Origin of the sequence: Flavobacterium sp., assembly GCF_041392005.1 — a bacterium.
GTDB lineage: Bacteria > Bacteroidota > Bacteroidia > Flavobacteriales > Flavobacteriaceae > Flavobacterium.
This window is the reverse complement of record NZ_JAWKMX010000016.1, coordinates 1-24199: the sequence shown is the minus strand read 5'-3', so window position 1 is coordinate 24199 and position 24199 is coordinate 1. Positions and strand designations below refer to the sequence as shown.

Sequence of the window (24199 nt, the reverse complement as noted above, 5' to 3'; positions counted from 1 at the left end):
CTATTTAAAAATTACTAATAGAATAATCTTTAGGATATTTTACTTTATAACTAACACGTATAGTTTTCGTTTCCGAAGCTGATATTTTTTCGTTCCATGTTAAAAATCCTTTTTCGTCATCAACTTTTGCACCGCTTCGTTCTAAAAGTTCAACTTTTACAGCTTCGTTGTTACTAATAGGGTAGCGGTCTTTAATTTCGATTGTTATATTTTGTTTTTTATTGTTACGAATTACTAAATCGTAGGTTACTGTTTTTTCTACATTAGACGACAAGAATTTTTCACTCGATTTGTCTTTTACCTCTACACGTTTTACACTTATTCGGTTGTCGTTTCCTAGCGTAATTGGCAATTCATCTTCGGTTTGACTTGGGTTAATATACGTTTCGCCTATATACATATTTTCAAAAATTATTTTGGCTTTCGCCGAAATAAATCCGTATTTACTAAAATTATCAATTTTAGCTAATAAAAAAGCTTCTCTAATATAATTGGGTACTGTAAAATAAGTAAACTTCGCAGGGATTTTTTGGTCAAATAATGAAATTAAATGCGGTTCGTTATTGGCTTGAATATCATACGGAATAGCAACATCGTAACTGATATTTAATTCGTTAGAATTTATGCTAAAACCAGCTCCTGTAACAACTAACTCATCTAATTGATTCGAACTATATTCAGCATCATTGATTTTTCTTGGAATTCCCCTAGCAATAACCATATTATCCTCTTTGTTTTCTGCATAAATGAACCATGGTTCAATTACTGGTGCAATCTTGTTTTGCGAAGGGTTTCCATTTATTAGCGATAATTTTACACCTTTCCAGTCTAAGCCAGTATTTTGACGTAAACTTGCTTTAAAAAACACGGTTAAAGGTTCGTTTATACTACTTCCATTTATTTCGTAAAGCGGTTCCCAATATACTTGTTGTGCCAAATACTTAATTTCGACCTTACAATTTGCAGCGACTTTACTGTATAATTTTAAAACCAATACACCGCTGGCGTATTCGTCTAGTTCTTTTTCTTCTTTGGTTTTTAAACTACTTTTTAATCGATTCAATTTTTTTTGGAGTTCAATATTAGTATCTCTAAGTTTAACCAATTTGTTGCTAATTTCGATACGTTTAGCAGTATAATAATCGGTTAGTTGCGTTAATTGTGTAACATTAGAAGTACTACTTCCTACTAAAACGGTTTGGTTTTTATCTAATAATTCAATGGTTTTAGTATTGGCATCGATTTCGATATTCGATTTAACAATTAAATTGTTTACAATTTCAATACTATCGGCTACTTTTTTTAATTGCGGATTGGTTGTATCTATTTTAAAATCAGATGAGTAATCATCGGTAAATTGCGATGAAAGAATGCTTACATTTTTATTGTCTAATGCAATTTGTAGCGAATTTTCAATAATTTCTTCAGAAATATTACCAATTACTACTTCCGAATTTCCTGCGGGAATCGAAAATGAAGTTGTATTTTTAAGTTCGGCATTATTGCGATAGGCATTAACTTCTATAACTTTTGCTTTGGTATAAATGGGGTTTTGCGCCAAAGCTATATTCGAAATACTTAATAGTATTGAAATAAAGAAGATTTTTTTCATAATTGAAATTTTATGTAAAAATACAAAAACCTATAAGATAGTATCTCATAGGTTTTCAATTTATTATAAAAGAAAAATCGTTAATTTATTCTTTTACTTTTTATTTCAAAGTTTCAAAACTACGTTTTACAAAGTTGGTTAAATCTTCGCCTTTTAATAACCCTTGTGAAAGTTTTGCTAAATCTAACGCTTGTTTTACTAAGGCCGATTTGGCATCAGAGTTTTCTGTAGATAAAATTGAAGAAGCTAGTTCCGAATTTGTATTTACTACCAAATTATACATTTCGGGCATATTTCCCATGCCAAACATACCGCCGCCGCCACTTTGGCTCATTTCTTTCATACGGCGCATAAATTCGGGTTGCGTAATCATAAATGGTGCTGCTTGACTGTCCATAGCTTCTAATTGAACCGAATAATTTTCTTTTGGAACAACTGTTTCAATTACATTTTTTAAATTTTCTTTTTCTTCGTCAGATAATTTTGAAATTTGGTTTTCGTCTTTTTTGATTAAATTATCCAAATGATCAGCATCTACACGAGCAAAAGTTAATTTTTCGTTATCCATTTCCAATTTTTGAAGTAAATGTGATACGATAGGCGAATCGAATAAAAACACCTCATAACCTCTATCTTTTGCAGCAGTAATATAGCTGTGTTGTGCGTCTTTGTTGGAAGCATACAACACTACCAAATTTCCATCTTTATCCGTTTGATTGTCTTTTAAAGCGTCTTTTAATTCGGCTAATGTGTAAAATTTGCCATCAGTGGTAGGATATAATACAAAATCGCCTGCTTTTTCATAGAATTTTGGTTCCGAAAGCATACCATATTCTAATACTATTTTAATATCGTTCCATTTTTTTTCAAAATCTTCACGATTTGCATTAAATAACGATTTTAATTTATCAGAAACTTTTTTGGTAATGTAATTTGAAATTTTCTTTACATTACCATCAGCTTGTAAGTACGAACGCGAAACATTAAGCGGAATATCTGGCGAATCGATAACTCCTTTCAACATCGTTAAAAATTCTGGTACAATACCTTCTACATTATCGGTTACAAATACTTGATTTTGATATAATTGAATTTTATCTTTTTGTATTTGTAAATCGTGCGATAATTTTGGAAAATATAAAATTCCAGTTAAGTTAAACGGATAATCTACATTTAAATGAATGTTAAACAACGGTTCTTCGAACTGCATAGGATACAATTCGCGATAAAAATTTTTGTAATCCTCATCAGTTAAATCTGAAGGTTGTTTGGTCCAAGCTGGTGAAGGGTTGTTAATGATATTATCTACTTCAACATATTCTGTTTTGTAATCATCGCCAGCATCTTCTGGTTTTGGTAAAGCTTCTTGTTTGGTTCCAAATTTAATTGGAATTGGCATAAATTTATTATACTTTGTTAACAACTCGCGAATTTTACTTTCTTCTAAAAATTCAGTAGAATCATCGGCAATATGTAAAATAATTTCAGTTCCTCTTTCGGTTTTATCATGAGGAACTAAAGTAAATTCTGGGCTTCCGTCGCACGTCCAATGTGCGGCTGGCTCGTCTTTGTATGATTTTGTAATAATTTCAACCTTACTTGCCACCATAAAAGCAGAGTAAAAACCTAAACCGAAATGCCCTATCACCCCTGAATCTTTGGCAGAATCTTTATATTTTTCCAAAAATTCTTCAGCTCCAGAAAATGCAATTTGGTTGATGTATTTCTCAACTTCATCAGCGGTCATTCCCAATCCTTGATCAATAATGTGAAGTTTTTTTCCTTCCTTATCAATTTTAACTTCAATTTTTGGACTGCCATATTCTACTTTGGCTTCGCCAATACTGGTTAAGTGTTTTAATTTTAATGTGGCATCTGTTGCATTTGAAATCAATTCACGAAGAAAAATTTCGTGGTCGCTATATAAAAATTTCTTTATTAAAGGGAATATGTTTTCTACTGAAACATTAATTTTTCCACTTGACATACTCTATTCTTTTTTGGTTAAACATTTTAGCAGGATTATGTCAAAATAAATACCAAAATGTACAATATGACAAATTGACTGATTTTAGTCGTTTTCGTAGAAAAATATCGCCAAAAAATGCAAACAAGAAAATGTAATATTTCGTAATTTTGTGCTATAAAATTAAATGTATGAAAAAACTACTACTTCTTTTTACAGTTATACTGATGGTTGGCTGTAAATCAACTTCGCCTGTTGCTACTAATTTAGACAACAAAGTAGAAAGGACTTTAAAAGGAATGTGGACAATTACGGAAGTAAGTTTTCCAGGTTCTGAATATATTAAGGTAACATCGTTCGATATGTTCGATTCGCAGTGTTTTGTAAATAGTGATTGGACTTTTGTTTCGAATAACAACAAAGGAACAATGGCTTTAAACAATGCAAATTGTGCTTCATTTTCTTCTGATATTACTTGGTATATTAACAAAGAAGGGAAATTTGTAATGAAAGTTTTAAACGCCGAAAAATCTAAAAAAGTAAGTCAAGGCTATGTGCTTTCTATAGCTAATATAACCGAAGATAGTTTTCAATTACTAGACAAAGTTACTGTAGGCGGAAGCACAAAAGATTTAGTTTATCAATTTACACGAGTTAATCAATAATATAGAAATTATGAAAAAAACAATATCAATTTTAGTAGCAGGTTCATTTTTAGTAGCGGCTTTATCAACAAGTTGTAGCTCTGTTCAAAATGCAAATAATACGCAAAAAGGTGCTGGTATAGGTGCTGTTGGTGGTGCCGTTATTGGTGGAATTTTAGGGAATAATGTAGGAAAAGGCGGTAATGGTGCTTTAGGTGCGGTTATTGGCGGTGTAGTAGGTGGCGTTGCAGGCGGCGTTATTGGTAACAAAATGGACAAGCAAGCACGCGAAATAGAAGAAGCATTACCTAGTGCAGATGTAGAACGAGTGGGCGAAGGGATTAAACTTACACTAGGTGAAAACTCTGTAAATTTTGAATTTGCAAAAGCATCGTTAACATCTACAGCAAAAGCTAATTTAGATAAATTAGTACCTGTTTTTAACAGCTATGCCGATACCGATATTAAAATTTATGGCTATACCGATAGCAAAGGTGCCGATGAGTACAATTTAAAATTATCGCAACAACGTGCCGATGCTGTTAAAAATTATTTAGTGAGTAAAGGACTTGTTGTTTCTCGTTTTGAAGTTGTTGGAATGGGAGAAGCAGAACCAATTGCCGATAATGAAACCGATGCAGGTCGCGCCAAAAACCGTCGTGTAGAATTTGCTATTCTTGCTAACGAAAAAATGATTCAAGACGCGCAAAACGGTAATTAAGAAATAAAAAATTAAACGAAACTGTTTCAAAAGTAATCTATTGTCATTCCGAACTTGCTTCGGAATCTAAAAATACTGACATTTGTTGGTATAGAATCTGAAATAAATTCAGATTGACAAATTTACTTTTTGAAACAGTTTTTTATTTATGTTACAAGTATCCCAACTTTCATTTCAATATTTCAATGCTAAAGAAACAACTTTAGAAAATCTTTCTTTTCAGTTAGAAAAAGGAAAAAACTTAGCAATTATTGGCGAAAGTGGTTGTGGAAAAAGCACATTGTTACAATTAATTTACGGTTTATATGATGTTGATGCTGGCGAAATAATTTGGAACAATCAAAAAGTTACGGGACCAAAGTTTAATCTTGTTCCTGGTATGCCTACTATGAAATATTTGGCACAAGATTTCGATTTAATGCCTTATATAACGGTTGCCGAAAACATAGGGAAATATTTGTCTAATTTTTTTCCAATTGAAAAACAGAACCGAATTAACGAGTTGCTTGAGGTTGTTGAAATGACCGAATTTGCCCAAGTTAAAGCAAAATATTTAAGCGGCGGACAAATGCAACGCGTGGCACTAGCAAAAGTTTTAGCAAAAAAACCCGAGTTACTTTTGTTAGACGAACCGTTTAGTCATATCGATAACTTTAGAAAAAATAGTTTACGTCGGCGTATTTTCAGCTATTTAAAAGAAAAACAAATTACGTGTATTGTGGCTACACACGATGTTAACGACTCACTTTCTTTTGCCGATGAAATTTTGGTTATGAAAAACGGAAAAATGCTCCAAAAAGATACGGCTTACAACGTTTATAATCAAAAACCAACGTATTATATTGCTTCATTATTTGATGAGGTTTCCGAAATTGAAGTTAATGGAAGCATACAATTATTTTACCCACACGAAATAGAACTTGTTGAAAAATCAAATTTTGAGGTTGTTGTTAAAAAATCTTATTTTAAAGGAAATTATTATCTAATTGAAACCATTCTTTTAGCCAATCAAAAAACTATATTTTTTAACGCTAAAGATGTATTACAATACAATAAAACAGTTTGTATTCAACCTAAAACGAATAGTAAATAACTTTTTAAAATTATAATATACTTTTGATTTTTTCCTGTAATTAAACAATATGAAACTGTATTAGTAATGAATTTTTAGCTGTATTATATTGTTTTTCAAAATGTTAAATTCATTATGCTGTTGTAAATATACGTTTTAGTTGTTATTTTTTTGTAAATTTGAAGAAATACTTAACTACTTGTATATGAAAAGAATAATTACTTTTTGCATATTGTGTACAATGTTTACACTACACGCACAATTATTAGATATTACGTCATTCGCTTCGGGTTTTTCTAATCCTGTGGCTATAGTAAACGCAAACGATTCCCGATTGTTTGTAGTAGAAAAAGCAGGATTAATAAAAATACTAAACTCAGATGGCACTACAAACGCTACACCTTTTTTAAATGTTTCGGGTTTAACTACTTCTAGTAGCGAAAGAGGATTGTTGGGTTTAGCTTTTCATCCAAATTATGCTACAAATGGCTATTTTTATATTAATTATACGCGTAGTTCCGATGGTAGCACTATAATTGCACGATATACTCGTAATGCTACCAATCCAGATATTGCCGATGCTAGCTCTGCGCAAATACTACTTACCATTTCACAACCTTATGCTAATCATAATGGTGGAACTATAGCATTTGGTTCCGATGGTTATTTATACATAGGAATGGGCGATGGCGGTAGTGGAGGCGACCCTTTAAATTCTGGACAAAATCTAAATTCATTTTTAGGTAAAATATTGCGAATAGATGTAAATACAGGTTCTCCATATGGCATTCCGAGTAATAATCCTTTTGTGGGTGTAGCAGGGCTCGATGAAATTTGGGCTTTTGGTGTACGTAATCCTTGGAAATTTTCCTTTAACCGATTAAATGGCGATTTGTGGATAGCCGATGTAGGGCAAAACGCTATTGAAGAAATTAATAAAGCCACGAGCACAAGTGCAGGATTAAATTACGGCTGGCGGTGCTACGAAGGCAATAGCGTATATAATACTTCAGGCTGTGCAAGCAGCAGTACTATGACGTTTCCTTTTGCGCAATATACACACGCTGCCACTTCGGGTTGCTCTATAACGGGTGGCTATGTATATACAGGAACACTGTATCCGAATCTTCAAAACAAATATATTTTTGCGGATTATTGCACTAATAAAATTGGTTTTATAGATGCTGTAACAGGCGGTACCATAACTTGGACTTCGGCCTATGCGGGTAATTATTTTACAACTTTTGGCGAAGATGTAAATGGCGAACTATATGTAGCGGGAATGAATTCGGGGGTTGTTTATAAAATTGTTGATACCACAACTATGAACGCCGAAAGTTTTAGTACTACTAAACTTTCTATTACACCAAACCCTTTTATAAACACACTAACCGTAACAAACAATCAAAATTTACCATTACAACAAATTTTAATACAAGACATAAGTGGAAAAATTATTACAGAAACTTTTTTAAATACAAATAATCAAATTACTACTATAGAATTGCCAAATTTGCCTAACGGTATTTATTTTGCTACAATTATTTCTGAAAACAACAATGTTTTTACAACTAAATTGATAAAGTAGGGTATTGTTTTTATAAAATGTAATAATAGGCTCATTTCATCTCTTTTTTTACATATTAAAATTTATTTTTAACTGAAAATCAATGTTTTATACGTTGATAATTACGCTAACACCACATTTGAAACCCCTCGCTAGCGCGAGCATCTTGCTTGTGCTATATTCAATTCAAAACAATTTCTAAAACTTTTTAATCATCGTTTTCATAATTTTCTGCACTACTGTATTTTTTATCTATTAGATTAATAAAACAAAATAAGCCCATTTTTTCTTCAAATTTATATTTTCTGTTCATCTTTTTAAAAAGATAAAAGTAACCATTTTTTATGGGCACAAGCAAGATGCTTGCGCCGGCGTAGGGCATATTAAATCTGTTTACTATCTTTTTATTTATCTAATATTAAATTCATATGTCTCAATCCAAGTATCATTATTCTTTCTAAAAACAGTTATTTTTTTTAAATTTTTCATTTTAAAAATTGAATCACCTTTCATAATTTTATATGAATTTTCATTACCTACATTTAAAGCTCTAAAATCAGTATCTTTAGAAAATTTAAAAAGCTGTTCATTATAGCCATTAATTGTCATTTCTATAACATCATTTATTTGCTCTTTCTCATAATTAGATAAAAATTTTACCCTTTTAAAATATAACTCATATATTAAGAAAAGGAAATAAAACGTTAATAAAATTATTCTTATGATTGTTTTATTTTTTTTCACAACTTATTAAAAATGTACTTGTTCCGCTTTACCTTTATTTCTATTATATCTATGCCCATAAATTCCTTTTGTTGGATGAATTCTAACTAAGTTAAACCTTGCCCCGCTAGCGCGAGCATCTTGCTCGTGCTACATTCAATTCAAAACAATTTCTAAAACTTTTTAATCATCGTTTTCATAATTTTCTACACTACTGTATTTTTTATCTATTAGATTAATAAAACAAAATAAGCCTCATTTTTTTCTTCAAATTTATATTTTCTGTTCATCTTTTTAAAAAGATAAAAGTAACCATTTTTTATTTGCATAAGCAAGATGCTTGCGCTAGTTGATGGAGCTGAGTTATTGACTAATGAACTATAAAAACCTTACCACTTACAACAATTACTAAAAATTACATCATTTTTTGTACATTCGTACTTCAATATAAAAAGGTAAATGTTATGTACAATTCAAAAATAACAGGTCTAGGGTATTATGTACCAAACAATATAGTTACAAATGACGATTTATCTAAAGTAATGGATACCAACGATGAGTGGATTCAAGAACGCACAGGTATTCAAGAACGCCGTCATGTTTCAAGTTTAGACGACACTACAACATCAATGGGCGTTAAAGCCGCCAAAATGGCTATAGAACGTGCTGGTATAGCTAAAGACGATATCGATTTTGTAGTATTTGCAACTTTAAGCCCCGATTATTATTTTCCTGGTCCAGGGGTTTTAGTACAGCGCGATTTAGGTTTGCGTACAGTAGGTGCACTCGATGTTCGCAATCAATGTTCGGGTTTTGTATATGCACTTTCCGTTGCCGATCAATTTATTAAAACGGGAATGTATAAAAACGTTTTGGTCATTGGTTCCGAAGTACATTCTCGCGGATTAGATTTTACCACTCGCGGACGTGGCGTTTCGGTAATTTTTGGCGATGGCGCAGGAGCGGCCGTTTTATCAAGAACCGAAGACAATTCTAAAGGAATTTTATCTACACATCTTCATTCCGAAGGACAACACGCCGAAGAATTAGCGCTAATTGCACCAGGAATGGGAAAACGTTGGGTAACCGATATTATTAAAGATAACAATCCAGACGATGAAAGTTACTATCCGTATATGAACGGACAGTTTGTGTTTAAAAATGCAGTGGTGCGTTTTAGCGAAGTAATAAACGAAGGTTTACAAGCAAATAACCTTCAAGTTTCGGATATTGATATGCTAATTCCACATCAGGCGAATTTAAGAATATCGCAGTTTATTCAACAGAAATTTAAGTTAGAAGATAATCAAGTACACAACAACATTCAAAAATACGGAAACACAACAGCGGCTTCCATTCCTATTGCATTAACAGAAGCTTGGGAGCAAGGTAAAATTAAAGAAGGCGATGTAGTCGTTTTAGCGGCTTTTGGTTCTGGTTTTACTTGGGGAAGCGTTATTATGCGTTGGTAGTTTTGCAGTTGTAATTTTTAGTTATATTTTAAATATGAATATTAAAAGCGTTTTATTTCTTTTTGTGATTGTAATATTTCTACCAAATTATAATATCAATGAAAGAAGTATTGAAAAAATAGATTCATTAAAATTTGAATATGAAACAATATCTCATGGTGAGGAGCTAAATTTATTTAATGATGGTAGTTTTATTTATCATTATTATCCTTATTATTATTATAAGTATTCCTTTATTAAAACTGTTTTTGGTAATTTCTTAAAGGAAAAGAATAAAATTAATTTATTTCCAGAAAAAGTTGAAATAGAAATTTTTAGCGAAGGTGATCAAACAAAATCTGAAAAAAGAATTATTAAATATGGTGCTGATTCTTTAAAAATAAATTCTCAATATACTTTAATAACATGGGAAAATAAATCTTATCTATTAGCTGATGAAACAAAAGGATTTTATGTTGGGTCAACATTTGTAAAAAACGATTATAATGATTTTATTACTTTTGCTAAAAGTTATAATGAAGGCAGGGAACCTGAAGAAGATGGTCCTTATTTTGTAAACAAAACTAGTTTAAGTAAAATTTCTTCTGACTTAGATTTAACTCAAATCCCTTTTGAATGGAGAGATTATTTTTTAAAAAAGCCAATTTCTGTATTTATTCAAAATATAAAAAAAATATACTTATATGAAGAAGAGTATTGGTTAATAGAATTAGATAAAGGAAAGGATCATAATGTTAGTGATTTTCTGTATTTCTCTACACAAGACGGTAGATATAATGTAAAAATAGACTCTGTAAATTCAAAAGTAAGTTATGGGATGATTTTTGCTAAATTTGATCGAAATATTGGTGAAAATATTAAAATTGGAACTGAGCTTAGAACAAAATGGTAATTAGTGTTTAGTTTTTTAAAATAGTCTCTCAAATAATTTTAGAAGCTTGGGAACACGGTAAAATTAAAGAAGGCGATGTAGTAGTTTTAGCTGCTTTTGGTTCTGGTTTTACTTGGGGAAGCGTTATTATGCGTTGGTAGTTTTAGAAAATTAAGAATAGAATAAAGAACATAGAAGGCGATTCATTTGAATCGCTTTCTTTTTAAAAAAAACTAAACACTAATTACCAATTACTAACCACTAATTACTAAATTTGCACCTTAAAAAATAAAGGAAAATGACATTGCAAGAAATACTTACCAAACACATTCAAGTTGCCGTTAAAAATGTATTCGATATAGAAATTGAAAAAGTTGAATTTCAAGCAACCCGTAAAGAGTTTGAAGGTGATATTACAATGGTTGTTTTTCCATTAGTAAAGATTTTAAAAGGCAGCCCAGTTGAAATTGGTACCAAAATAGGGAATTATTTACTAGAGAATGTTGCAGAAGTAGCAAAATTTGAAGTAAAAGGAGGTTTTTTAAATTTAGTTATTGCCGATACTTTTTATCTTAATTTCTTTAATTCTATTAAAGATGAAGATACTTTTGGTTATGTACAGCCTAAAGAAAATGAAAAAGCCATTATGGTTGAGTATTCTTCGCCAAACACTAATAAACCGTTGCATTTAGGGCATATTCGTAATAATTTATTAGGGTATTCGGTTGCCGAAATTATAAAAGCTTCGGGTAAAAAAGTATATAAAACCCAAATTATTAACGACCGTGGAATTCACATTTGTAAGTCGATGTTGGCTTGGCAAAAATTTGGCAATGGCGAAACACCACAAACTTTGGGTATAAAAGGTGATCATTTAGTAGGGAAATACTATGTGGAATTTGATAAGAACTACAAAGCCGAAATAAAAGAATTAATTGCTCAAGGTAAAGCAGAAGAGGAAGCTAAAAAACAAGCACCTTCACTTTTAGAAGCCCAAGAAATGCTCCGTAAATGGGAAGCTGGCGATGCAGAAGTTGTGGCCTTATGGAAAAAAATGAACCAATGGGTATATGACGGTTTTGCTGAAACTTACAAAAACTTGGGTGTCGATTTTGATAAAAATTATTACGAAAGCGATACGTATTTGTTAGGAAAAGAAGTCGTACAATTGGGTTTAGAAAAAGGCATTTTTGAGAAAGACCCTGATGGTTCGGTTTGGATAGATTTAACCGATGAGGGTTTAGATAGAAAAATCGTGCTCCGTTCTGACGGTACTGCGGTGTATATGACGCAAGATATCGGAACAGCTATTCAACGTGTAAAAGATTACCCAGATGTAGGCGGAATGGTTTATACCGTAGGTAACGAGCAAGATTATCACTTTAAAGTTTTATTTTTGATTTTGAAGAAATTAGGTTTCGATTGGGCACAACATTTGTACCATTTGTCATACGGAATGGTAGAATTGCCATCAGGTAAAATGAAATCGCGTGAAGGAACGGTTGTAGATGCCGACGATTTAATGACCGAAATGACGGCAACGGCAAAAGAAATTTCGGAAGAATTAGGAAAACTAGACGGTTATTCTAATGCCGAAAAAGAAGAATTATACAAAACCATTGGTTTAGGGGCATTAAAATATTATATGCTAAAGGTTGACCCTAAAAAAAATATGCTGTTTAATCCAGAAGAATCGGTAGATTTTAATGGTAATACGGGGCCATTTATTCAATATACCTATGCTCGTATTCAATCTATTCTACGAAAAGCTGATTTTGATTATTCTAAACCAATTGTTTCAATTGAAATGCACGAAAAAGAAAAAGAGCTTATTAAACACGTACAATTATTTCCAGAAATCGTTCAAAATGCAGCAGCTAATTATAGTCCGGCTTTAATTGCAAATTACACCTACGATTTGGTAAAAGAATTTAATTCGTTCTATCAAAATGTATCTATTTTAGGCGAAACCAATATTGATAAAAAAACTTTCCGTGTACAATTAGCGCAAACAGTTGGCGTTACTATTAAAAACGCATTCCAGTTATTAGGGATTCAAGTTCCTAATAGAATGTAAATTTGTAAAAGTGAAAACAAAATCATACTTTTTTCAATCGTTTTTTGCTCTTGTACTAGCAACGGCTTCTTTTTTTCTTTTTAAAACGTTTTTACGAGCCAAACTTTTTCCAGAAACTAAAACCGCTACAAAAAATGTAGTTGTCGATAGCTTACTTTTAGATGCAATAAACGAAGAAAAAACAACCAGAGTTGATACTTTCGATATTCAAATAAAAAACAATACAATACTTACTACAACTACCGATTCTTTACAAGCGGCTTCTGTATTTATTGATGATGAACATTATACAGGAATAAACTATTTAACCAATTTTTTTAGCAGTTTATTTCAATTAGAAACCAACAAACAAGGAAGCGTTCGTATTGCCTATTTTAGCGATTCTATGACAGATGGCGATATGATTGTGCAAGATATTAGAACTCTGTTTCAGGAAAAATTTGGCGGTAACGGCGTAGGTTTTGTCAATATAACTTCGGAATCGGCGGCATCTAGAAGTTCTGTTTGGCATACTTTTTCAACAAACTGGACTACACAATCGTATTTAAAAACCAAAAAACCAAAACAATCTTTCGGTATTAACGGACATGTTTTTTTTGCTAACGATACCATTCCTAATTCGTGGGTAAAATATACAGCTAGTAAAATGCGTTATGTAACCGAGCTGCCAAAACCTACACTTTTTTACGGAAAACCCACTTCTAAAAATACTAAAATTTATAGTGTAGTAGGAAACGATACGTTAAACTATAATTTATTGGGAAACCAGCAATTAAACACATTACAGTTAACTAACAACAATTTAAAATCGTTAAAAGTATATTTCGACACGCATAACACACCTATTTATGGCTTTAATTTTGATGATGGAAAAGGTGTACATATCGATAATTTTTCGAGTAGAGGAAACTCGGGTTTACCATTATCAATGTTTAATGCAGGATTAATGCAAGCTTTTCAAAAAGAATTAGACTATAAATTGATTGTATTGCATTACGGAACTAATATTTTAAACTATGGTTCGTATAATTATTCTTGGTACGAAAAGCGAATGAAAAAAGTAATTAGTCATTTGCGAATGTGTTTTCCAAATGCCGAGTTTTTAATTATTTCTACAGCCGATAAAGCAACCAAATACGGATTAGAAATGAAAACCGATTCGGCAGTTGTTCCGCTGCTTAAAGCGCAACGAAAATATGCTATGCTTTCACAATCGGGGTTTGTTAATTTATACGATAAAATGGGTGGCGAAGGTAGTATGGTAAAGTGGGTAGAAGCCGATACGGCAAAAGCCAATAAAGATTATACACATTTTAATTATCGTGGTTCAAAAATGATAGGAAAATTAATTTTTGACCAATTAGATGAAGCATACAAAACCTATAAAAAAAATAACAATTCACTATCTAAAATTAAAGCGTTAAATACAAAAAATGCCAGCCAAAAAAAAGATACTATTTATGAAGATTAAAATGAGTTTTCTTGTAATTTTTAGTTTTTTTCAGTCGTGTTTTGGACAGCCAACTAGCGGTGTTTCAAATCGTGAAACCATTGATACCGCTGTTGCTATTTTAAGCAATGCTACCAATTACAATACCATTTATAATACACAAGCTATAAACCATTTTTATCAAAAATTAGCACAATTAGATAGAAAAAAAGATAACAAAATACGAATTACACAAATTGGCGATTCACATATTCAAGCCGATTTTTTTAGTGGTAAAACAAGAACGCTATTACAAGAACGTTTCGGAAACAGCGGATTGGGTTACACTTTTCCATATTCGTTAGCTAAAACCAATAGCAATTCGTTTATAAAATATACGGCAAATACAACCTTTGCCACATCGCGAATAGTCTCGGCAGAATTTTCTAAAAATATGGGTTTAAGTGGTATTTCATTTGAAACAACTAACTCAAATTTTGTACTAGAACTTCAAGTAAAAAATGCACAGTATGCGTTTACTTCTATAAAAATGCTTACACCTAATGAGGAGCATTTAGCCGATTTTGCACTGGCATCAAAAGAAATAAAAATTGAAAAGCCACAACCTAAAGTTATTTCACATAAAATTAAAAGTGGCGAAGCGTTATCTACAATTGCCCAAAAATACAATACTACAGTTTCGACTTTAAAAAAATATAACGGATTAAAATCGAATACAATACGAGCTGGAAAAACTTTAAAAATTCCAACGCAAAAAACGGAAAATCAAACTATAAGTAAAAAAGAGTTTATTCCGTTAAACTCTTATTTTGATGGTAGTGGTTATGTGTATGATAGTGCTCATTTACTAGATAAAATTTTTATTTTTTCATCAGAAAACAAAAACAATTTTGCCCTAAACGGATTAATTCTCGAAAATAATAATCCAGGAATTATTTATAACGCTATTGGTGTAAACGGAGCAAAAGCAGTCGATTTTAATAAAGAATCCCGATTTTTTAAACAATTACTAGCATTACAATCCGATTTGTTTATTATATCGTTAGGAACAAATGAAAGCTTCGATAAACTCGATGTAGCAACATTTTATTCGGAATTTACTAAAATGCTAGAGAATATTCGAAACGAAAACCCAAACGCCGAAATTTTGGTTACTACACCGCCGCCATCGTTGTGGAATAAAAAATATCCGAATACTTTAGTACAAGATTATACAGAAAAAATAATAGCTAATGCCGAAACTAATAATTATGCGGTTTGGAATTTATATGAAGCTATGGGCGGACTCGAGAATATTAATAAAAATAGTGCAAACAATATAATTTATAAAGACAAAGTGCATTATACTGTTGAAGGTTACGAGTGGCAAGGCAAATTGTTTTATAAAGCACTATTAAATTCATACGAAAGTTTGCATGACTAAAATTCTCGATTTTATTCAAAACGTATCTTACGATACAGTAGAATCTTGGTTTATTTATAATCCAAAAAGTCCGCTATTGTTTAATAGTGCGTTGTTTTTGGGCTTCTTTTTAGTTTTTTATTTCATTTATATTTTAAGCCGAAAAACGCACTATTTTCGCATTACTTATGTTGTGCTGTTTTCGCTTTTTTTCTATTATAAATCAAGCGGACATTATTTTTGGATTTTAATTTTTTCTTCGGTTGTCGATTATACACTTTCACGATTAATTTATGTAGAACCGTTAAAATTTTATAGGAAGTTCTATTTAATATTAAGTTTAATCATCAATTTAGGATTATTGGCTTATTTTAAATATACCAATTTTTTTATTGATAATTTTAATAAGTTATTTTCAGATAATGTTTCGTTTATTGATGTTATTCTTCCTGTCGGAATTTCGTTCTACACTTTTCAAACGTTAAGTTATACCATAGATGTGTATAGAAAACAGCTCGAACCTACAAAAAGTTTTATCGATTTCTTGTTTTTTGTATCGTTTTTTCCGCAATTAGTAGCAGGGCCAATTGTTAGAGCAAGCGATTTTATTCCGCAAATTTACCAAAAGTTAAACCTTACCAAAAAAGAATTTAGTTATGCTTTATTCTTAATTATTGGCGGATTAATTAAGAAAGCGGTTATATCCGATTATATATCGGTAAATTTTGTAGATAGAGTTTTTGATGCACCTAATAGCTATTCGGCATTTGAAAATTTAATGGCAAGTTACGGTTATGCTATTCAAATTTATTGCGATTTTTCGGGTTATTCCGATATGGCAATTGGGTTGGCATTACTTATGGGTTTTACATTGCCACCTAACTTTAATACGCCTTATAAATCGGCATCAATAACCGAGTTTTGGCGACGTTGGCACATTTCCTTATCGAGTTGGCTTCGCGATTATTTATACATTTCATTAGGCGGAAATAAAAAAGGGAAATTTCGCACCTATTTCAATTTATTTATGACGATGTTCTTAGGCGGATTGTGGCACGGAGCTAATTGGAAATTTGTTTTTTGGGGCGTTTTGCACGGTTTAGCGTTAGCTTTTGAACGCTTTTTTGGCCAGTTTATAAAATTGCCAAAAAATTATGTTGTTCGGTTTTTTCAAATTCTTCTTACCTTTCATTTTGTGGTTTTTTGTTGGTTATTTTTTAGAGCAAAAGATTTTGAAACGGTTTTTATAATGGTCGAAAACATTTCGCAACTACGCTGGAATTGGGAACAAATTCAAACGATTGTTTTAGGGTATAAAAATGTTTTTATGTTACTTGCTTTTGGTTTTATTTGGCATTTTTTACCTGCTAAATTTACAAATTTCAACGAAAAATTATTCGAAAAATTACCACTACTTATTAAAGCAATTATTTTAGGTTTTGTTTTTTGGCTTGTTTATGCAACCGCAGCCGAAGGCACACAACCTTTTATCTATTTTCAGTTTTAAAAAATAAAAGCCGATTTATAAATCGGCTTTTTTAAATTTTGGATCAACTTCTGCGGTTAGTGTTTTTAAGAAGGCTACTATGTTTTTTACTTCAGTTTCCGTTAAATCTTTATTGCTTTGTAGTTTACCCATAATCTTTACTGCCTCACTCAAATCTTTTACCGAACCATCATGAAAATACGGATATGTTTTTTCAATATTTCTTAAACTAGGTGCTTTAAAAACAAACTTATCGCTTTCATTTTTCGTAATGTCATGTAAACCATTGTCAATATTCTTGCTTTTAGTGTGTTCCCAATAATTACCATAGATGCCAAATTTCTGCATCATTTGTCCGCCAATTGCAACGCCGCTATGACAAGCAATACAGCCATTATTTATAAACGATTGTAACCCCTCTTTTTCATTTGTATCTAAGGCATCATCATCACCATCTAGCCATCTATCGAACCTACTTTCAGGCATTAATTTTCTTTCAAAAGCACCAATAGCATTTGTTAAATTTGTGTAATTAATAGGCTGATTATCATTAGGAAATACTTTTTTGAAAAATTGTTGATATTCTTCAATTCCTCTTAAGCGATTGACTAAAAATTCTTGTGAAGGAATGCCATGTTCAACAGGATTTAAAATTGGCATTCCAGCTTGTTCTTCAACATCTTTTGCACGTCCATCCCAAAATTGTTTAAAATGTAAAGCCGCATATATAGAACTTGGTGAGTTTCTTCCGCCAAATTCTTTCGTGTCACCTAATGAAAAGGGAGAATTATCTACGCCATAAGTATCTAAGTTATGACAAGAATTACAACTAATGGTTCCATTTTTAGATAAGCGTTTATCGTAATACAATTTTTGTCCTAAAAGTTCTTTTTCATTAAGTCTGTTTTCAAATTTTACAGATGTAATATTTACAGGATTATTTAGTTCTTGAAAATTATCAGGAATATTATCACTTGAAACCATGGATATTGGTTTGAAATAATCACTAGCTTCTATCATTAAAGGAGTTTTGCTAACTATATTAATCTCTTCATAATTAACTTCTTTGTTTTGACAAGAAATTAGACTAACAAGAGTTAATACAAATAATATTTTTTTCATTTTGATTTGTTTTAATGTTCAAAATTATACATTTCAATAATTTTTAACTGTAACCTATATTACAAAGAAAGACTAGTATTTACTAGTCTTTCTCTTCTTTTTCATAGCAATTTTAGATTATTTTTTTAGTATTGTTTTAAGTACTAAATCTTTATCTAATTTTTTTGTACAGAAGAACCAATCTTTACAATCTAATTCATCTTTATCATCCATTCTTTCTTTAGCAACACCACAAGAACCAGCTGTTGGGACAATAACTTCATCACCCGGTTGCCAATCTGCAGGACAAGCCACTTCAAAAGCATCGGCAGTTTGTAAAGCAATTAATGCACGATAGATTTCTTGGAAATTTCTACCAATACTTAGTGGATAATATAAAATTGTTCTAATAGTTCCTTTTGGGTCAATAAAGAAAACTGCTCTAACCGCTTGGGTACTACTTTCTCCTGGTTGAATCATTCCATATTGTTTAGAAACTTCCATTGAAATATCTTCAATTAAGGGAAAATTTATCTCAATATCTTTCATTCCTTTGTATTCGATTTTTTCTTTGATGGTTCTTAACCAAGCAATATGACTGTATAAACCATCTACGGAAAGTCCAACTAATTCACAATTAGCTTCATTAAATTGCTTTTCCATATTGGCAAACGTCATGAACTCAGAAGTACATACAGGCGTAAAGTCTGCTGGATGACTAAAAAATATTACCCATTTGCCTTCATAATCTTTAGGAAAGTTAATTATTCCTTGCGTTGTTTTTGCTGTAAATGCCGGAGCTTTTTCTCCAATTCTCGGCATAAATGTTACATTTTCTTCCATATTTTTTTTATTAATTTTTGATGAGACAAAATTCAACTAAAAAAAAATGCCGATTTGTAACCAAAACACTTGTGTATTGTTTTTATTTATTGTAATATATAAAAATGATAGTTTTTGATTATTTAAAAATAGTTTATTCTTATTTTATAAAAACGAGTTGTAACAATAGTTACTTTGAAACAAATACATAAAAACTATATTTGAATTTTATAAAAAATAGCGATGAAAAAAAACAAATTATTTAGTTTAGTAATTATAGTTATCACTCTTTTTAGTTGTAACAAAAAAAATGAAGCTTATAAAAATGTAACTGAAATAGAAAATGATAGTTTTGTATATAATCCAGACGAGTCTAAAGCTCTTATGGAGAAACATTGCTATTTATGTCATAGTCCAGTTGCAGATGAAGTAGAAGGAAGAATTGCTCCGCCTATGGTTGCTATTAAAGCAAGATATATTGATAAAGAAGGTTATACAAGAGAAGAATTCATTCAACACGTTTCTGAATTTGTTAAAAACCCAACAGATGATAAAGCTTTAATGTATGGTGCTGTTAAAAAATTTGGGGTTATGCCAAAACAAGTTTTTCCCGATAGTGCTGCCATTAAAATTGCTGCCTTTATGTTTGATTATAAAATAGAAGAGCCAACCTGGTTCAAAGAACATTGGCAAGGACATGGAAACGATAATTGGGAGCAATCGGGTAAAGAATTTGTAGTTAAAGAAAAAGAAAAAACATTTGCCGATATTGGTTTAGAATATGCTTTAGGAACCAAAAAAGTATTAGGTAAAAGCTTAATGGGAACCATTCAAAAAGAAGGAACTGAAAAAGCTTTAGCTTTTTGTAATCATGAAGCGATACCATTAACCGATAGTATGTCGGTTCATTACAATGCTAAGATTAAAAGAGTATCCGATAAAAATAGAAATCCGGATAATAGAGCTAATAAAGAAGAATTAAAATATATTGAGCAATTCAAAAAGGATTTGAATGATAAGAAAGATGTAAAGCCAATTGTAGTAGAAGAAGACGAAAAAGTACATTTTTACTATCCAATTTCTACTAACACGATGTGTTTACAATGTCACGGAAAACACGAAAATATCAAACCTAACGTTTTTAAAAAAATAAAAGAATTGTATCCAAATGATTTAGCTGTTGGTTACGATGAAAATGAAGTAAGAGGAATTTGGAGTATTGTATTTGACAAAAAATAAAATGACAAAAAAACAATATATTTTTACAGGAATAGGTATTGTCGTTGGTTTAATTGTGGGCTATACATATTACTATTATGTAGGTTGCGCTTCGGGAACTTGTGCCATCACATCTAAACCATTAAATAGCACACTTTATGGCGGTTTAATGGGTGGATTGTTATTTAACATGTTTGTGACTAATCCAAAAAAGAAAAAATAACTTTAGAAAATGAAAATTAATTTACAGGAAAAAATAAATCAAGATGTTCCTACTTTAGTTGAATTTATAAATTCAAACTGCGAACCATGTGCAATGATAGAACCTACGTTACAAAAAGTGAATAAAACTATTGGAAAAAGAATTAATATTTTTGTCGTTAATGTTCAAGATGTTCCGGAAATAGTTGATAAATTTTCTATTGACTCTGTTCCAATGTTGGCGTTATTTCATGGAGGCGATATTTTATGGAAAACTTCAACCATACTTTCTAAACAAGAAATTATTGACAAAGTACTAGATTCAATTTAATTCTTATATTTGATTAATGAAATGTAAAATTTACATATTACTTTTTTACCTTTTTAGTATTATAACATTACCATCTATTAGAGCAATAAAGGTTATTGTAACTACACAAACAGCTTGTGCCACTGCTGATTCTGAGTGTGAAACAGGTAAATTTGTTATGAGTTTAAATTTTAATTCTGTTCAATTTGTAAAAGAATCAATAGTTATTCCTACAATTTTTATACTTACCGAGGTTTTGTGTACTACAAATTTTTATAAAAATAATTTATTTTCAAGTTATTGTACAACTATTTGGCATCCGCCCAAGTATTCTACTAACTTTTAGAATAAATTAATAATTAAAAACAGTATATAATGAAAAAAATATTTTTTCTGCTTGTAATAAGTTGTTTTCAAATTATGCAAGCGCAAAGTTCATTTCCATACGATGTTGTGCTTACACCAGTTACAGTAACGGGTTTACCTGGATTGCATTCGTATGCTTTTGCACAACACAATGGAAAATGGCTTATAATTGGCGGACGAAAAGATGGTTTGCATGCACGCCAACCTTTCAATGCTTTCCCATCAAGTCAAAATAATACCGATATTTATGTGGTAGATGTAGTCAATAATCAACTGTGGTCGGCATCACTTAACGCATTGCCTACTGCTATAAAAGAACAATTACAATCGACCAATATGAATTTTTATCAAGATGAAGATACGCTTTATATTATTGGAGGTTATTGTTTTTCAGCTACAGCAAACGATCATATTACACACAATAAGCTAACAGCAATAGATGTAGTTGGACTTATGACCGCGATAGAAACCAATGCGACTATAACGCCTTTTTTTAAACAAATAACAAATGATGTTTTTGCAATTACTGGAGGGCAATTAGGTAAAATAGGAAACGAGTTTTATTTAGTAGGCGGTCATCGTTTTGATGGACGGTATAACCCAATGAATAACCCAACGTTTACCCAAACGTATTCAAGTGCTATTAGAAAATTCCAAATCGATAATAGCGGTACTCAGTTGTCATTTTCTAATTATTCTGTTACAACCGATGCGGTACATTTACATCGAAGAGATTATAATTTGGTACCACAAGTATTTCCTAACGGCGAATTGGGCTACACTATTTCATCTGGCGTATTTCAAATAGGCGCAAATTTACCTTTTTTATACCCTGTCGATATTAAAGCAAATGGCTATTTTCCACAAACACAATTTAGTCAATATTTAAGTAATTATCATAGTGGAAAAGTTGGTTTGTATAATGCCACAGATAATCAAATGCACAGTTTGTTTTTTGGTGGAATGAGTCAATATTACTATCAAAATGGAACATTAATTCAAGATAATACAGTGCCGTTTGTGAAAACAATTAGCCGTGTTTCAAGATTGTCTAATGGCAGCTTAGAAGAATATCAATTACCTGTTGAAATGCCAAATTTAAAAGGTTCAGGTGCCGAGTTTATTCCAAATAAAAATATACCACACTACACTAACGAAGTAATTCAGTTGCATAATATTACAGCGCCAGAGTTTGTTATTGGACATTTATATGGCGGAATTTTAAGTACATCGCCAACCGCTTTTACGGATAACCAAACCAATTTAACAAGCGCCGATTCATCTATTTATGAAGTTAAATTAGTGTATAATTCTACATTACATTTAGAAAGTATAAATGGAAAAAATCCGTTTAATTGTGTTTTTTATCCCAATCCAGTAACAAACGATACTGTAATGTTAAATTTGGATATTCCGTACGAAGCATCTTTAGAATATTATGTAATGTCTGTAGAAGGTAAAATTATATCGGAAGGAATTATTTCAAATTTAAAAGAAGGTAAAAATACTATGGAATTTAATTTAGAATCGCCTAATGAAAAAATGGTAATTGTAACCTTTATATTTGATAATAAGTTTTATAAATCTGAAAAAATCTTAAAAAAACAATAAAATGTATTTTAATTTTTAAAAAAAATATATATTTGTTGTAAATAAAAACAAGTAAAATAGTTAATAAAAAATAGAAAAATGAAAAAAGTAGTAGGAATTTTAGCAGTAGCAGCGTTTATGTTTTCAATGAGTGTAACTGCACAAGAACCAAAACAAGAAAAGAAAGCAAAAGCAAAAACAGAAAAATCATGTTGTGCTTCTAAAAAAGGAGAAGATAAAGCTTCTTGTGGCGATAAAGCTGAAAAAAAATCGTGCGATAAAAGCGAGAAAAAAGCATGTTGCGCATCTAAAAAATAAGAAAAGTAAAACACTAATTTAAAAATGTTCTGCTAAAAGCAGAACATTTTTTTTGCACTATTTGTAGAAAAATAAATACACTTAAAGTGTTAATTCTTACAAACAAAAAAATTATCGAGTTAAAAAATATAAAGAACCAACGGCTGTTAAAATCCACAAACTAATGCCTAATAAAAAGCTTCGTGGCCCTGTTTTTTGTATTTCACTAATCGAAATATTAGAACCAATTAAAAACAATGCCACAACCATTCCTCGTTTGCCTAACCAACTTAAATGATTATAGGTTTCGTTAAATTCTGGGAAAACAGTAGCAAAAACAATAGCTACTACAAACAACAAAATAAACCAAGGAAACGTAATTGCTTTTTTATCACTTCCCTTATATACAAAGGCTATAACCAATGCAAGAGGAATAATCCACAATGCGCGAATAAGTTTAATAGTTGTAGCAATATGCAACGCTTTTTCGCCATAAATAGCACTTGCACCTACAACCGAACTCGTATCGTGAATGGCAATAGCAGCCCATTTTCCAAAAGTTTCTTGGTCTAATCCTAACTGATGTCCAATAAATGGGAATAAAAATAATGCCACAGCGTTTAACACAAAAACAACCATTAAAGCAAACGAATTTTGATAGTTTTTACTATGTAATATAGGTGCAATGGCTGCTATAGCACTTCCGCCACAAATAGCTGTTCCTGATGCAATAAGTAACGTAATGTTTTTTTCAACTTTAAATAATTTTCCTAATAAAATGCCTAATAACATAACAACTGTTACAGTAATAGCCGTTTCAATAAAACCCGTTTTAGAGGCTGAAATTACTGCTTCTAAACTTATCTGAAAGCCCATTAAAACTATAGAAGTTTTTAAAATTTTAGCAGTGTATTGATGAATATTTTTGTGTTTAATTCCAAGTAAAGAAAAAAGTAAACCAACAAATAAAGCAATTGCAGGCGAAAAAAAGGGTAAAAAGCATAACCAAATAAGTATTGAATATAACCAATCATTATTTAAGTTAGTAAATAGTCTTGGATTATTCATTTTCAAACTTCTATTACTAGGTAAATCTTAAAATTATAATTTACAAATATCTTCTTTTTTAGAAAGAATTGTGTAACAAATGTAACATTTCATTGTAACCGTTGTTACATTTTTTCATCATAAGTCAGTTTAACTTTGTTCAAAAATAAAATGATGAATAAAT

22 protein-coding genes and 1 pseudogene are annotated in these 24199 nt (G+C 30.9%); 17 read left to right on the top strand and 6 right to left on the bottom strand.

The features are described from left to right. Positions 1-4: 4 nt before the first annotated feature. On the bottom strand, positions 5-1612 hold the full coding sequence (locus R2808_RS08305; protein WP_371270499.1) for a DUF4139 domain-containing protein: 1608 nt from the start codon (positions 1610-1612) through the stop codon (positions 5-7). Between the two features lie 100 nt (positions 1613-1712). Further along, complete coding sequence (gene htpG / locus R2808_RS08300; protein ID WP_371270498.1) at positions 1713-3599, bottom strand: molecular chaperone HtpG; 1887 nt, start codon at positions 3597-3599, stop codon at positions 1713-1715. 170 nt (positions 3600-3769) lie between these two features. Between htpG and R2808_RS08295 the strand changes: the two genes are divergently transcribed. The 4 genes from R2808_RS08295 to R2808_RS08280 all read left to right on the top strand — a co-directional run bounded on the left by R2808_RS08295 (position 3770) and on the right by R2808_RS08280 (position 7603). Beyond that, positions 3770-4243, top strand: a complete 474-nt coding sequence (locus R2808_RS08295; RefSeq protein WP_371270497.1) for a lipocalin family protein — start codon at positions 3770-3772, stop codon at positions 4241-4243. Between the two features lie 10 nt (positions 4244-4253). Next, positions 4254-4943 carry an OmpA family protein gene (locus tag R2808_RS08290; protein WP_371270496.1) on the top strand — a complete coding sequence of 230 codons (690 nt, stop codon included), beginning with the start codon at positions 4254-4256 and terminating at the stop codon, positions 4941-4943. 148 nt (positions 4944-5091) lie between these two features. After that, on the top strand, positions 5092-6036 hold the full coding sequence (locus R2808_RS08285) for an ABC transporter ATP-binding protein (protein WP_371270495.1): 945 nt from the start codon (positions 5092-5094) through the stop codon (positions 6034-6036). A 184-nt stretch (positions 6037-6220) separates the two neighbouring features. Further along, on the top strand, positions 6221-7603 hold the full coding sequence (locus R2808_RS08280) for a PQQ-dependent sugar dehydrogenase (protein ID WP_371270494.1): 1383 nt from the start codon (positions 6221-6223) through the stop codon (positions 7601-7603). 387 nt (positions 7604-7990) lie between these two features. Here R2808_RS08280 and R2808_RS08275 read toward each other — a convergent pair whose 3' ends face one another. After that, positions 7991-8326 (bottom strand): hypothetical protein, encoded by a 336-nt coding sequence (locus tag R2808_RS08275; RefSeq protein WP_371270493.1) that lies wholly within the window; start codon positions 8324-8326, stop codon positions 7991-7993. A gap of 443 nt (positions 8327-8769) precedes the next feature. Between R2808_RS08275 and R2808_RS08270 the strand changes: the two genes are divergently transcribed. The 7 genes and pseudogenes from R2808_RS08270 to R2808_RS08240 all read left to right on the top strand — a co-directional run bounded on the left by R2808_RS08270 (position 8770) and on the right by R2808_RS08240 (position 17084). Continuing rightward, positions 8770-9777 (top strand): 3-oxoacyl-ACP synthase III family protein, encoded by a 1008-nt coding sequence (locus tag R2808_RS08270; RefSeq protein ID WP_371270492.1) that lies wholly within the window; start codon positions 8770-8772, stop codon positions 9775-9777. Positions 9778-9811: 34 nt separating this feature from the next. Further along, positions 9812-10669 (top strand): hypothetical protein, encoded by an 858-nt coding sequence (locus R2808_RS08265; protein ID WP_371270491.1) that lies wholly within the window; start codon positions 9812-9814, stop codon positions 10667-10669. A 35-nt stretch (positions 10670-10704) separates the two neighbouring features. Next, positions 10705-10809 (top strand): annotated as a pseudogene (locus tag R2808_RS08260) (3-oxoacyl-[acyl-carrier-protein] synthase III C-terminal domain-containing protein); the annotation flags it as partial. Between the two features lie 137 nt (positions 10810-10946). Next, the gene (gene argS / locus R2808_RS08255; protein WP_371270490.1) at positions 10947-12725 is read left to right on the top strand and encodes an arginine--tRNA ligase; all 1779 of its coding nucleotides are present in this window, start codon (positions 10947-10949) and stop codon (positions 12723-12725) included. A gap of 10 nt (positions 12726-12735) precedes the next feature. Further along, on the top strand, positions 12736-14196 hold the full coding sequence (locus R2808_RS08250) for a hypothetical protein (RefSeq protein ID WP_371270489.1): 1461 nt from the start codon (positions 12736-12738) through the stop codon (positions 14194-14196). Between the two features lies 1 nt (position 14197). Further along, positions 14198-15598 (top strand): GDSL-type esterase/lipase family protein, encoded by a 1401-nt coding sequence (locus R2808_RS08245; RefSeq protein WP_371270488.1) that lies wholly within the window; start codon positions 14198-14200, stop codon positions 15596-15598. Then, positions 15591-17084 (top strand): MBOAT family protein, encoded by a 1494-nt coding sequence (locus R2808_RS08240; protein ID WP_371270486.1) that lies wholly within the window; start codon positions 15591-15593, stop codon positions 17082-17084. The genes R2808_RS08245 and R2808_RS08240 overlap by 8 nt, the downstream gene beginning before the upstream one ends. Positions 17085-17099: 15 nt before the next feature. Here the strand turns inward: R2808_RS08240 and R2808_RS08235 are convergent, their stop codons facing one another. Next, complete coding sequence (locus tag R2808_RS08235) at positions 17100-18185, bottom strand: cytochrome-c peroxidase (RefSeq protein ID WP_371270485.1); 1086 nt, start codon at positions 18183-18185, stop codon at positions 17100-17102. A gap of 117 nt (positions 18186-18302) precedes the next feature. Continuing rightward, entirely contained in the window at positions 18303-19007 is a 705-nt protein-coding gene (locus R2808_RS08230; protein WP_371270484.1) for a peroxiredoxin, read from the bottom strand. A gap of 222 nt (positions 19008-19229) precedes the next feature. Here R2808_RS08230 and R2808_RS08225 point away from each other — a divergent pair, with 222 nt between their 5' ends. From R2808_RS08225 to R2808_RS08200, 6 genes are all read left to right on the top strand, one after another. Further along, the gene (locus R2808_RS08225; protein ID WP_371270483.1) at positions 19230-20225 is read left to right on the top strand and encodes a DUF3365 domain-containing protein; all 996 of its coding nucleotides are present in this window, start codon (positions 19230-19232) and stop codon (positions 20223-20225) included. Position 20226: 1 nt separating this feature from the next. Continuing rightward, positions 20227-20427 (top strand): DUF6132 family protein, encoded by a 201-nt coding sequence (locus tag R2808_RS08220; protein WP_371270482.1) that lies wholly within the window; start codon positions 20227-20229, stop codon positions 20425-20427. 9 nt (positions 20428-20436) lie between these two features. Continuing rightward, positions 20437-20736, top strand: a complete 300-nt coding sequence (locus R2808_RS08215) for a thioredoxin family protein (protein WP_371270481.1) — start codon at positions 20437-20439, stop codon at positions 20734-20736. Positions 20737-20752: 16 nt separating this feature from the next. Then, positions 20753-21061 (top strand): hypothetical protein, encoded by a 309-nt coding sequence (locus R2808_RS08210; protein ID WP_371270480.1) that lies wholly within the window; start codon positions 20753-20755, stop codon positions 21059-21061. A 29-nt stretch (positions 21062-21090) separates the two neighbouring features. Continuing rightward, positions 21091-22692, top strand: coding sequence for a hypothetical protein (locus tag R2808_RS08205; RefSeq protein WP_371270479.1), 1602 nt, complete (start codon positions 21091-21093; stop codon positions 22690-22692). Between the two features lie 78 nt (positions 22693-22770). After that, positions 22771-22989: a hypothetical protein gene (locus R2808_RS08200; RefSeq protein WP_371270478.1), complete on the top strand. Its 219-nt coding sequence runs from the start codon at positions 22771-22773 to the stop codon at positions 22987-22989. A 111-nt stretch (positions 22990-23100) separates the two neighbouring features. Here the strand turns inward: R2808_RS08200 and R2808_RS08195 are convergent, their stop codons facing one another. Beyond that, positions 23101-24036 carry a YeiH family protein gene (locus tag R2808_RS08195; RefSeq protein WP_371270477.1) on the bottom strand — a complete coding sequence of 312 codons (936 nt, stop codon included), beginning with the start codon at positions 24034-24036 and terminating at the stop codon, positions 23101-23103. Positions 24037-24199: the final 163 nt, after the last annotated feature.